Source organism: Granulosicoccus antarcticus IMCC3135, from assembly GCF_002215215.1.
Taxonomy (GTDB): Bacteria; Pseudomonadota; Gammaproteobacteria; order Granulosicoccales; family Granulosicoccaceae; genus Granulosicoccus; species Granulosicoccus antarcticus.
In genome coordinates this window covers 682242-694803 of record NZ_CP018632.1, presented here as the reverse complement: position 1 = coordinate 694803, position 12562 = coordinate 682242, and the positions used below count along the sequence as shown (strand labels likewise).

Here is a 12562-nt window from a genome sequence, read left to right as displayed (position 1 = left end):
TCTTCAATTCAAAGTCCAGGTCTAGCGACTGAGCACTTTCAAGCTCCTCCTCACCCTCTTTCAGCAACAAACAGATTCACCCGCTCTGCCAATTGTATATGCAGCAATGAGGCGGCCACAGCATACTCACTGATCAACAATTCACCTGTGAGGCGATCAACGCCTGCGCTGCAACGAGATCGCCACTAGGGTGTGCTGGAGCTACCTGCGCTTCGTCTTCGATCTGGAGACGATGCAGGCACTGGCCTTCCAGTGCAACGATCGACATTTCGACGTCTCTTGTTCTGACACCCATCACCTCAAAGTCTGATAAGTATCATTCTTTATAACCTGCCCCCCAACCAGAGCGCCCGTATTCTCAGCCCGTCATGGACGAGAATATTACGCAGTCCGAGTATCTGTTACACACCAAATTGGGTACCACGGGAATTCTGGCCATTCCCCGGAATTAAACACACCGCACGATCCTCAAACAAGCAGCACCCATTGCTGCTACTCTTGAACTCAGCCTTCAAACGGCTAAAACTCATGCTCGGGCACGCCAATTGTCTGAAGCGCGGCAACTGACTTCAACGGGTACGATGGCAGAAAAACACGTATTGGAAGCACGCAGAATCAACGAGTTGCATTCGTTGGACATTCTGGATTCAGACCCGGAGGACGAATTTGATGAACTGGTTGAACTGGCTGCTCAGATCTGCGGAACGCCTATTTCACTCATCAGCCTGGTCGATACTGATCGTCAGTGGTTCAAGGCGCGAGTAGGACTGAAGGCGTCCCAGACCGGACTACAGGAATCGGTTTGCGCACATGCGATTCTGTCGGATGATCCGCTGGTCATCCCTGATACGACTCAAGATGACAGAACCAGCCAGAATCCGCTGGTGCATAACGATGTACACATGCGTTTCTATGCTGGCATTCCTCTGGTTTCCAACGAACAACTGCCCATTGGTACGCTGTGTGTTCTGGACACTGTTCCCCGCATACTCGACCCTCAACAGGTAAAGGCCTTGAAAGTTCTGGCCAATCAGGTCATGGCCAGAATTTCCCTGCGGGCCACACTGAAGACTGAACGCCAGCTCAAACAGCAAGTTCAGCAGCAACATGACAAATTGCTACAAATGAACGAACAGCTCCGAGAGGCTGACGAGAGCAAGGATGTCTACCTGGCTATGTTGTCTCACGAGTTGCGCAACCCCTTGAGTGCATTACATAACGGTTTGAGCGTTATTGATGCGGATGAACAGTTTGCCGACGAATCAGACACAGTGCAGATGCTCAAACGCCAATGCACACAACTGACTCGACTACTGGACGATCTGCTGGATGTGTCTCGAATCAGCCGAGGCAAGGTCTCTTTGAGCATGCAGACGATAACCTTGCGCCCCATTCTGGAGCACTCACTGGCAACCGTTCTGGCTGACTCACGTAACAAATCCCAGACACTGACGTTAGAGCCACCCATTGACGATGTGCACATCAACGCTGACACCACACGCCTCACACAGATGGTTGTCAACCTGTTGAGCAATGCCATTCGTTACACCCCCGAAGGGGGTGAAATCCATCTCAGTACAGCTGTAACAGACAATACGGTATCCATTAAAGTGCGCGACACCGGGCAAGGTATTGAGGCCGCTGATACAAACCGTATTTTTGACCCCTTCATACAAGTCAAAAATGTCCGTGCATCCGGTGCAAACGGACTCGGACTTGGTCTTGCACTGGTTCGTCAACTGGCCCAGCTGCATGGTGGTTCAATTCAGGTACACAGTGACGGCATCGGCAAGGGCAGCACTTTCACTCTCAATCTACCCACGGCGAGCTGTGCCTCGATTAATACAGGCAGTACCGACAGACAAGCGGCCAAGACAATCTCATCAGCCCTGGATATAGTCCTCACTGACGATAACCTGGATAGTATCCGCGCATTAGCTCGTTTGCTGGAGCGTCGAGGTCATCGAGTCCGTCTGGCAGAAACCGGACAGCAGGCCCTTGATGCAGTCGCACAGCAGTTTCCCGATGTGTTGCTGCTGGATATAGGTTTACCTGACATCAGTGGTCATGAAATAGCTGGCAGGCTGCGCCAGGGTTATCCTGACAAAGCCTTGCTATTGATCGCAAGCACCGGATACGGGCAGGCACAAGACCGGCTTCGTAGCACCAATGCCGGGTTTGACCACCACTTGGTCAAGCCCATGAATATGGACAATCTCTATGCGATACTACAAGAGTATGCAGAACAACAAGAGCCTGATTGAGGACTACGTTCACGCACCCTCGTCGACTGACGAGTTCGCACCTCGATGCAATTTTCCAGGCGCTGGCTGTTGCTTCAACCATTCCATGGCCCCAACCTCCTTCCAGGTAGTGCGCATATCCTGTCGGTAGAACCACGCTTCATCACGGCCACCCATAGTGATACCGGACTCGCTGATATCACGTGGCTTGGCGTAGCTATCCTGTTTTATCCCCTTGCGTATCTCACGCAGCCAAGTGCCACCTTTGCATAATGTACTTGCTGCCTCTGTCTTTCGCTCCAGTAAGAACAAGGCCAACACCCGATTCATGACTATCGCTCCCATTGCATCGTCGGGGTACTGATCCAGTAATGCCATAGCATCTCTTGGACGTCGCTGACGCAACAACTCTATAGAGACCATTTCACGGTACCCATGGTTATCGTTCGGGTTGATTTTCAGCAAGACTCGAGCGCGAGGCAACCAGCGTTCGAAGCTACCTACGGTGTTGAAATTCAGATAATTGATATATCGAGCCATCAGGCGCAATGCCGGTCGGTTTTCCAGAAAACCCCACGGCATCTCATGAATGATATTGGGTATGGCGTCACACCAACTGGCAGCCTTGACCCATTCAGCACTCATCTTGCCGGTCACGATAGCAAACAGCATCGTTTCTGCACGTTGCAGAACGAGCTCCATTACAGCACCAAGCTCGGCCCAATCGGATGCTAAGGTCTGCAGCGACTGGCTTATATCATCTAGCACATCAAAGCTATGCAGCAGAGCTGGATCCTGTTCAAGCATGGCAATGATCTGCTCCAGATCCATTGGCTCATCACCTGAATCGAACATGACCAGCGCCGGCTTGCCACCAACCCCGGCTTCTGACCACCGTCGTTCAATGGCAACCATACTGGAATCGGGCATCAGCACAATAGGAGCTTCGGCATCAGTAGGCCGAGGTGCGTAGCCATCAACGCTTATAGGCTGTGACTCGATCAATTCTGCCAGTTTGTCGATCATGGGCCACTCATCGCGCAATCGCTCAAGTACTCCTTGACCACCACCAGATTCAGCCATGGACACGAGGCGTTCGGCATAGGGGTGATACTGGGAACCCTGACGCCTCAACCAGTGCTCCCAGAACTCTGCCCGACGCTTTGCTTCGTCCAGACGATTTTCCCTGAGCAGCAAGGTAATCTCCAACCCGGCAAAGTTCACCTCCTTAGGATACTGGCGCATGCCCGCGTGAAACCGAACCCAGGCCTCCTCCATCTTGCTCTCGTCCGCCAGCATCAAGATGCAGCGATGCACAGCGACGCAGGCAACTGCCGGACTCGCTCCATTGGCAAGCCGCTCAGCCAGGCGACGGCGACGCTGAGGCTTGTGATTCGGAGGCCAGATATCAAACAAAGTGTCCAGCAGCATCTCAGCATGCTTTGGAAGCTTTGCCCCTTCATCGAACACGGACTCCAGCAGTGCCAGGGCGCGTTCAAAATTACCTTCGTGAGTCCACTGCTGTGCGACATCATCCAGCGCAGCCGGATCCATCACACTAGCATCGATTCGCCTCAAAGCCGCTTTGCTTTCGCCATCGAGCACATAGCGCAACAAATTCATGGACTCAAACATCTCTCGAGGAGGTTCAGCCAGCGCGCAACATTGCTTGAACTTGCGTCCCGAACTACAGGGGCAGCGGCCATTGCGATCCGGCTTGGGCAATGGCTGCGGTCGATAGCGATTTGACGGCTGTGGCATTGCGCTCCACAAAGCCCGTCCCATGCCATAGATCAAGACTCCAGAGCCACCATCAGCATCAGACAGAGATTTGGCAAAGCGCGGGGCCATGGCCGGCACACTTGTCCGGAACCATTCAAGGAACTCAGCTGGTTTGGCATCACCGCAGACCAGCAGGCCAGCTGCCTGAAGGACATGTTCCAGTTCATTTGGCGCGTCGGAGTTGCGCTCACGCATAGCTGCTCAAACAATATTGTCCAGGTAACTGACATCCTGACAGAAGATGATGCTGTTGTACTCACACAAAGGTGACAGACAAAGAGCGCTATGTTAGCCCCGACGTCAGTAAAATGACTGAAACACCTTGTGCCGGAGACTCCATGCACTTTCAGGGACTTCGATGTGGCACCGAAGTGATTCAGACACCGGCCATTTGTACCTGGATCAGTCGTCCACCCTCATCAGGCGACAGCAATACTTGCGTCCCCTCTTCAAGCTTTACGTTGCTGCCAATAGCAATCTCTTTGCCTGCAGACATATCCCTCATGCCGGGCATACCCTCATTCACCAGAAACCAGTCGCCACCATGCATCTGGAAATAACCCATGCGCTTTTTCAAAGCAGGGTCAAGGTGTTCATTGGGAAACACCGTGCGGTTCACATGCCAAGGGAAAAGCGATTGCCCGTCCCAGACCATGACGCGATGGTTGTCGGGATGAAAACTGCCTTTGGTTCGACTGGAGTAGAGATTGAGCACGGGCAGTTTTCCGCGATAAGGCGTACCACAGTGCGGACAAACCGGCGCACGAGTATTGTCGAAAACAAACCAGCCCATCTCACAAGACGCCGAACAGGGCTGGATCATATCCATGGTACGTATCAGTGCATTCTCCCAATCAGCGGCAGAAGGACGTTTATCCGGATCATGCAAGCCGACAATGAAGGCACGCTCAAAGAGTTCCTGCAACAGTGGCCCAGCCATCGTATAGGGGCGCTCTGCTGGATCCCCCCAGGGCATGGCCTGAGGCCGCAGATCACTCGGACGCACACGATTGCTGGCATCAGTGGGATGTTCGACAAAGAGCGCATCCTTGCCCATACCCAATTCCTCATCACGCGTAGGGTCTGGATCAAAAACCTTGCGCCCGCGAAGCGGATGCCGAAAGAACAAGTACATATAGATCAGAACAGCCAACGCATGTCTGTCGGTTGTTCTGGATGGCAGAAATCGAGCCTCATCATTCTTGGCCAGACCTTGAGTAGAAATCACTTCCGGTGCGATGAAATCAGGTGTACCCACCACATCAGGTGGGAACTTGCCGGGCACGACCAGACCATCAATATCAATCAGGCATGCCTTGCCTCTTGTCGGATCAATCAAGACATTCTTGTAGCTCAGGTCAGAATGTGCCAGACCAGCCATATGTAATCGCCGTACCGCTCGCGAGATAGACAGGCAGATTTGCAGATGCGTCAACCAGTTACCCTTCTCGCGAGGATCAAGAAACTTCTCTCTGTTAGAGGCAGAAGCAAACCACTTCCCCTCTTTATCCTTGCCGCGAATGTTCAGCATATCGTCATTCTTCGAGCCAAATTCGAAGAAAAAATCCGACGCATAAAAAGGGACAACGACGCCCATGCGACCGTTGTATTCAACGGTATCCACAGGCCAGCAGAAGTAGTCTTTCCAGAAGTCCCCGCCCTCCTTTTCGAACAGGTTTTTCCGATAGCGTGTAGTAATCTCACGTAAGCGCTCTTTCAAAGCGGCGTCCGGTGTATCCCTGAAAAAACCCACAACATAGGTTTTATCAGGACTGACATAGATGTCTTTCATAGCGCCTGAAGCAATTATCTCATCGACAAAAGACACAGGCTGCCCATTCTCGGATGTCAGACTAATCACATTCATTAACTGCTTGCTCCGGCAGCATCAAGGCAATGGTTCTGTCGTCGTGATTGCCGCGTGACCAGAAATCAAGCCAGCTCAGCATCTGCTCCTGGATAGCTGGATTATTCGATTGCAAATCAACTTCCTTACTGATGTCCTCAGCCCAGAACTCAGACCAGATCTGCGAGTTTTCCAAAGCCGCATCAGTCGGAAATTTCGCATCAGTGACACCGTCGGTCATTGCCGCCAGCACCGTAAAATTCTCTCTGAGATCAACAAAGATACGACCCATGAGATCGTTTGCGTCATCAAATTCCGAACAGGCAAGAAAGCGAGTCTGGCCCGCGTATTCACCGCTATCGGGTCGACAGATCACGGCAACCTCATTTTTATCGACATCAAATATGGCAACCCCACCATCCCCGACCGAAAAACTTGCGGTAAACCACCTGTCCGACACCTTTTTGGAAATGGCTATAACGAGGGTTGTGGAAAATTCCTGCGGCTCGCGGTCTGTTTCAGCAGCCTCCAGTTCAATCGCCCGAGCGGCTTCAAGGGCGGCTTCTGGCAGAACTGGTTTGAGCAACTCCTCTCTCACCATCAACGCCCAAGACTCCGGGTCATCAGCATAGCCTTCGACGACACTCTGTAATCGAGGATCAACCTTCTCCGCCAGCAGCACCGGCAGAGCAGCAAGTACGACCTCGCAAGCGATCCTGCTACCTTCTCGACTCAGCTCTGCCGATCCTGCACCGTCGGCAACAATCAGAATATGCCAGCCTGTCTCAGTATCGGCCCGGATAGAAAAATCATCATCGCGATAACTTCCCACTTGTGCATGTGATCTGCCACGCTTGCTGGCTGCCACGATAAAAGCCTCAGCACTTCGGCAGTAATCAGACGCTTCATCCACCTTGGCATTGGGTGCTTGCTGATCTGAGGCAATGGCTTTCCACAAGTCACGAGGATCAGCGATAATTGACAGGCGTGCCCGTATGGCAACTGGCCGACCCGCTTTAAGCGCTTCCAGGATCAGCGTGTACTCACCTGCGACCATCGCCTCGCCTGACACTTCACCCTCGGGTGAAATTTCCAGCGCAGCGCCACCATTGTCCTTCACGGCAATATTCGAATAGCCCTCAATAGAGGTCTGATACGACTGGTGTGCCTTGCCATTTTTCAGATTGACCCGGTCCGGATCCGGTTGCGACGACTCCAGTCCGGTCTTGGGAATACCACCTGGTCCTATGATCAACGCATCGTCCTCCTCTGCTTCAAGTTCACATGGCAATGCAATCTGTGCATCAGGTAACTCCCCGGGGATCTGCTCACCCGCGTCCTCGTCCGATATCAAAGCCATCATCAGATTTACCGGAAGAACCGTAGTTACCCACCTCAGTGCACCAGGGGCAGACAGAAAAACCATCGCCCTTTACGCAATGAATACCGCCGCAGGCACAGACAGCCATACCGAACTGGGCGTGACAATGCGGGCAGTCAGGCTGGCCTATCAGTTGCGTGGAGCTCACACTGGCATCTGTTTTTTCACCATCACACAGCTCGAAATAATCCTGCTGTACAGGCACTGCAGCCTTTAGCAGGTAATCTCTCGTTTTGAAAAGCTCTTCGAGTTGCGGAACCTGAGTATTCATCCGGTTCATATGCCGCTCATATTTGACAACATACGGCGCCTTGTTTTCAGTACAACGACCAACAAAAACGGCATACCGATCATCAACCGCCTCGAATGGCATCCCGCTTAAACTACGCCCCGACACATCATCTCCCAGCTTGCTCAACGTAATACCACCACCTGTTGTGACACTACGCGTTGAGCTTTTGACCGAATTGGTAATCCAGGTTATGAATTTCTTGAACGCACCGTCCACCGTGTCGTCGAAGGGAATAATGTCGTCCGTGAGTCGAGACAGAATATTGTGGTCGCCACCACCACCGATAGACACCGCAACAATAGCAACACGATGCGCATAGTTATCCTGCCAGCGCCGCATCGCTGGCTCAACATCATCGGTCGGCACGCCATCGGTGATCAGAAACACCAGAGGCTTCCAGTCGCCTTTACGCTCGGGCGAACCGGGCGTCACATTGTTATCGATTTCATCCATTAAATGCATAAGCGCACAACCAAGCCCGGTACCGCCACCGACGGGAAGGTGCGGCGGCACGAACTCAACCAGCTCCGTTAGCGGCGTCAGCGTTCTTGCGCGGCCAGCGAAGGCGATCACCGAAAGATAGGCAGTCTCCAAAGCGTGAGGGTCTTGCATCAGGTCTGCGGTGATCTGACGCATGCCATTTTCAAGCTGAGTCAGGGCGTCGCCCGCCATCGACTCAGACACGTCAACAAGCAGATAGATGGGAAACTTTCGCATCAGAACACCACGTTTATTTCAGGCGGTGGCGGGGGCAGACTTTTAGTCTCAGTGGTACCGAGGCTCTTGTTACCTGAGGCTATGATTTCAGATACCCATTTGAAGAGCTTGGCAAAGGCACTACTGTCCATGGTGTCCAGACGCACAATGTGATCACACAATGGCTTCAGATCATCCTCTTTTGCCTTGGGACCAGCCGCGCAACCGACGATGCTGGCAAAACCAAGCTTGCGCATGGCGATACATTGCTCGGCATACAACTGAGTATCTGAGGGCTTGCCATCGGTCATGATGAAAAGGTACGGAGCCCAGTCGCCCTTTTCAGCATCGCTCCCCTTGATGACATCCTTGCTTACCTGAACACCCAGCGTTTCCAGCGCCAGTCCCAGATGTGTCGGGCCTGAGCGAGGTGTGGTGATCTGCGGTAACAGCACATCCTCAAGTGGTGTCAACGGAATGATGGTCTTGGCGTCGGCATCAAAGGTCATCACCGACATATGCACCGTTTCGAGCGCATAGGGGTCCTGACGGAGCGCTCCAATCAGCGTCTCCATACCCGAATTTACCGCCTCAATCGGTTCGCCCTGCATGCTTCCGGATGTATCCAGCAGCATATAAACGGGAAGTCTTCTCATAGGTTTTGCTCATGGATATGCCGGATCAGAATTTAGCCCTTAGCAAGATTGACACCGGAGGGCGTAGGCGGAAGCTCCTCTATACCGCCGACATCGTTCTTGCTGAGATCGACCTTTCGGGAGGAAGTTGTGATTGATGCGGATACCCATTTGAAGAATGAGGCGATGGTTGCCCCATCAGCGGTATCGAGCGTCACCACAATTTCGGAAATCTCTTCAAGCACCTTTGTATCGGCACCCGGTCCTGCGGCACAGCAGATCACCATGCCAGGCTTTGCGGCACGAAAGTCTTTGAGCCCCCTCTGCCAGCTGTCTGTCGGCGCACCATCTGTCATTAGAAAAACAAGCGGTTTCCAGTCCCCTTTGGTTTCAGCATCAGATTTCTGGACCTCACGGCCTATACACTCTGCAGCCAGAGACAGCGCCTCGCCCAGCGATGTTGCTCCCTTGGCCTCAATACTCGGTGTCTGAAAATCAGTCAGTTCGGTGAGTGGAACCAGCTGTTTGGCAGAGGTATCGAAAGTAATGACTGAAAGGTAGGCCGTCTCCAGGGCATAGGGATCCTGACGCAATGTGCTAACCAGAAGATCAAGCCCGTCACGCACGGCATTGATCGGTTCACCTCTCATCGAGGTCGATGTGTCCAGCAGGAGATATACGGGAAGCCTTCTCATAACTTTTTTGTCTCGGTTATTTTCTACCAGCGCGCCACTTCATGCCCCAGCCATAGCCCTTATCCATCTGTTCATGCCCGCCAAAGAAACTGACCTCTCGGTTGACGCGAATCTGGTTATTGTTATTTTCAAGCAGAGCCACTGCGCACATGATGTCGCGCTTGTTCGAATTCAACTCATTCATGCGCACTTCTACTTCAGGCTGCCCTGGAACCATCATTCGGATGACACCGTCCGTTTCCTGCCAGTTAGCAGCACCTTGATAGATAAATGCGAATATCAGAACACGACGAAATGAGGGCCAGGCATCGCCATTTATCTCAAGCCACTCGCCATCCGTTGAAGTACCTGTTCTGTCGTCTCCCATCAGTTTGACGAAGGGTTGTTTGTCCAGATCGCCGAAGGCCTTTCCGAGTGCCTGAATAACAGCGAATTCGCCATTCTTGAATTCTACAAACGCGCCCAGATCAAGATCGATTCCACGTTTCCCCATCCCGAACAGGCCGGTGGATTTTGTTTTCTGGTTCCAGTTGAGATTGACACGGATACGACCGAACTTGCCGTCATCCTTCTTGAGCGAGATGCTGCTTTCGTTTTTAGTCAGCGAGACCTTGTCAAGATTGACGGAAGAGGCAGGCGCTGCAGGTGTTGCAGCAGGTGTTGGCGCTGGCGTTGGAGCTGCTGGCGCGGGGGCTGGACTTTCTGCAGCAGCCACTTCAACACCGAAGTGTTCTGCCAGAGCTTGCAGGCCGCCATTGAACCCCTGGCTCACATTGCGAATTTTCCATTGATCGTTGCGTTTATAGACCTCGCAAAGGATCAGCGCGGCTTCTGTGCGTCCAGAAGTATCCACGGGCATCTCGATACCTTCGGTTGTCGAGACTTTCAGACTACTGACTGAACTGAACACACCGCTATCCAGAGTCGCATTCACCACGATTTTTTCAACATCAGCACCGATCTTGTCAAGATCGAAAGTGAAGCTTTGCTTATCGCCGCTTACTTGCAGTGACAGTGCACCAGCACCAATCGAGGGCTGGTTATAAAAGCACATGTCGTCATCACCCCGTACCTTGCCGCCGGCATAGAGCTGCAGAGCCGCCACATCAATCTGTGCCCCCTGCGGCAAATGCACATCGAGCGTGAAGTTTCGCGATGAGATTGGCGCGTTCGCGCCCATGGCAAGAGTCGGCATGGTGAATCTTCCAGAAGCTGGCACAGGACCTGTCCTATACAGATCCTCAATAAAAATGGGGGCCGCGGGCCTTCATCAACCCGCGTCCCACGAGGACAAACTTATCCCAGGTTCACACCGTGTGAAGAGGCCAATGGTCCAAGGCCGCCTTCAAAGCCTGCACCGATCGCCTTGAATTTCCAATCATCGTTATGACGATAGACTTCACCAAAGATCATTGCCGTTTCAACGGAATAATCTTCAGACAGGTCGTAGCGTGCCAGTTCCTTTTCGCCATCCTGATTGATAACACGCATAAAGGCATTGGCCACCTGACCAAAGTTCTGACTGCGCTGTGAGGCATCATGGATAGTCACGGCGAAAACCAGTTTCTTGACTTCGGCTGGAACAGCACTGAGGTCAATCTTCACCTGCTCATCATCACCGTCGCCTTCACCGGTCTTGTTGTCACCCGTGTGCTCAACGGAGCCATCCGGGCTCTTGGCATTATTGTAGAAAACGAAATGCTTGTCGGACAGAACCTTGCCATCTTCACCGCAAACAAACACAGACGCATCGAGGTCAAACTCGGTTCCATCTGTGACGCGAGGATCCCAACCGAGACCGACGGTGACTTTAGTCAGGCCTGGAGCTTCTTTGCTCAGGGATACGTTTCCGCCTTTCTGAAGTGTTACAGCCATTTGTATTTCCTCTCAATGAAGCTTGTTGTTAATACCCGCACGGTGTGTACGGACGTTGTAAATTTATAATAATGGAACAGATCAATGATGCTGCCTTCACGCTATCACGACATGAAGTACTGAACACCAAAGAACGCCAGATAGCCGAAGCTCATCAACGCACCAGCCAGTCGCCCTATCCTTCCAGCAAACAATAGAAAGGCTGCAAAGAGAAGGGTCACTGCCACCACCACGATCATATCAAAGGAGGCAAAGCGACTATCGATGACCAGTGGTTTTGCGATCGCCGAGAACGCCATGACCGACAGGATGTTGAAAATATTCGATCCGATTATGCCGCCTATGATCATCTCCGAATGGCCCTTGCGAGCAGCGGCCACACTGGCAGTCAGCTCTGGCAAAGAGGTTCCGAAGGCGATCATGGTCATGCCAATGACTGCCTCAGGCACACCAAGTGCCACACCACCTGCTACAGCGCCTTGAACAAGAAGTTCAGAGCCAACCAGAAGCGTAACGATCCCGAGAAGCAACATCAGACCAGGGCTGACAGCACCTGCTTCGTGCTCCTCACTCTCATCGACATCAAGCTTTGCGGCTTTGTACTGATACAAAACATACAAGCCGATAGCGATGATCATCGCAAAGCCTCCCCAACGTGGCAGAAGGCCATACAAGATGGCGACAACCATTGCCACCGTCGCCCCGAGCATCACAAACGTATCCACACGCACATCAGCGCGTTTGATAACGATAGGCGCCAAAATGGCCGCCACACCAATGACCATCAGGACGTTGGCAATATTGGAACCGATGACATTACCAACCGAGATTCCGGGATAACCCGAAAGGTTGGCGTTGATAGACGTAAAGAGCTCTGGCGCTGAAGTACCAAAAGCCACGACAGTCGCAGCAATGAAGTGCTTGGATAGACCAGATCTTTCGGCAACTACAACCGCATTATCAACGGTCCAGTCACCCCCCTTAACAAGCAGGTAAACACCAAAAGCAATAGCGCCGATTGCGATGACAATCAGCTGATAAGTACCAAGTTCGTGCATTAATATTCCCTGCCTGGATAAAATGGGTAAGTCTGACGACCTACCCCGGTGCTCTGATT

The 12562-nt window shown here is 52.5% G+C and carries 11 protein-coding genes; 2 read left to right on the top strand and 9 right to left on the bottom strand.

Annotated elements, in window-relative coordinates; all coding sequences use genetic code 11:
- Nucleotides 1-190: 190 nt before the first annotated feature.
- Together IMCC3135_RS35390 and IMCC3135_RS03080 are read left to right on the top strand one after the other, a co-directional pair.
- On the top strand, nucleotides 191-310 hold the full coding sequence (locus IMCC3135_RS35390; RefSeq protein WP_418251416.1) for a DUF6772 family protein: 120 nt from the start codon (nucleotides 191-193) through the stop codon (nucleotides 308-310).
- Nucleotides 311-581: 271 nt separating this feature from the next.
- The gene (locus tag IMCC3135_RS03080) at nucleotides 582-2264 is read left to right on the top strand and encodes a hybrid sensor histidine kinase/response regulator (RefSeq protein ID WP_088916251.1); all 1683 of its coding nucleotides are present in this window, start codon (nucleotides 582-584) and stop codon (nucleotides 2262-2264) included.
- 9 nt (nucleotides 2265-2273) lie between these two features.
- Here the strand turns inward: IMCC3135_RS03080 and IMCC3135_RS03075 are convergent, their stop codons facing one another.
- The 9 genes from IMCC3135_RS03075 to IMCC3135_RS03035 all read right to left on the bottom strand — a co-directional run bounded on the left by IMCC3135_RS03075 (nucleotide 2274) and on the right by IMCC3135_RS03035 (nucleotide 12503).
- Nucleotides 2274-4220 (bottom strand): YecA/YgfB family protein, encoded by a 1947-nt coding sequence (locus tag IMCC3135_RS03075; RefSeq protein WP_088916250.1) that lies wholly within the window; start codon nucleotides 4218-4220, stop codon nucleotides 2274-2276.
- 181 nt (nucleotides 4221-4401) lie between these two features.
- On the bottom strand, nucleotides 4402-5892 hold the full coding sequence (locus tag IMCC3135_RS03070; protein WP_088916249.1) for a helix-hairpin-helix domain-containing protein: 1491 nt from the start codon (nucleotides 5890-5892) through the stop codon (nucleotides 4402-4404).
- The gene (locus tag IMCC3135_RS03065; RefSeq protein WP_157735732.1) at nucleotides 5879-7234 is read right to left on the bottom strand and encodes a PP2C family serine/threonine-protein phosphatase; all 1356 of its coding nucleotides are present in this window, start codon (nucleotides 7232-7234) and stop codon (nucleotides 5879-5881) included. Before IMCC3135_RS03065 ends, IMCC3135_RS03070 begins: the two co-directional genes overlap by 14 nt.
- Entirely contained in the window at nucleotides 7200-8261 is a 1062-nt protein-coding gene (locus IMCC3135_RS03060) for a TerY-C metal binding domain-containing protein (protein ID WP_088921652.1), read from the bottom strand. The genes IMCC3135_RS03065 and IMCC3135_RS03060 overlap by 35 nt, the downstream gene beginning before the upstream one ends.
- Nucleotides 8261-8896, bottom strand: coding sequence for a vWA domain-containing protein (locus IMCC3135_RS03055; protein WP_088916247.1), 636 nt, complete (start codon nucleotides 8894-8896; stop codon nucleotides 8261-8263). Before IMCC3135_RS03055 ends, IMCC3135_RS03060 begins: the two co-directional genes overlap by 1 nt.
- Nucleotides 8897-8928: 32 nt before the next feature.
- Nucleotides 8929-9570: a vWA domain-containing protein gene (locus IMCC3135_RS03050; protein ID WP_088916246.1), complete on the bottom strand. Its 642-nt coding sequence runs from the start codon at nucleotides 9568-9570 to the stop codon at nucleotides 8929-8931.
- Nucleotides 9571-9586: 16 nt separating this feature from the next.
- Nucleotides 9587-10765 (bottom strand): TerD family protein, encoded by a 1179-nt coding sequence (locus tag IMCC3135_RS03045; protein WP_088916245.1) that lies wholly within the window; start codon nucleotides 10763-10765, stop codon nucleotides 9587-9589.
- Between the two features lie 101 nt (nucleotides 10766-10866).
- Nucleotides 10867-11445 (bottom strand): TerD family protein, encoded by a 579-nt coding sequence (locus IMCC3135_RS03040; RefSeq protein ID WP_088916244.1) that lies wholly within the window; start codon nucleotides 11443-11445, stop codon nucleotides 10867-10869.
- A 104-nt stretch (nucleotides 11446-11549) separates the two neighbouring features.
- Nucleotides 11550-12503, bottom strand: coding sequence for a calcium/sodium antiporter (locus IMCC3135_RS03035; RefSeq protein ID WP_088916243.1), 954 nt, complete (start codon nucleotides 12501-12503; stop codon nucleotides 11550-11552).
- Nucleotides 12504-12562 lie beyond the last annotated feature (59 nt).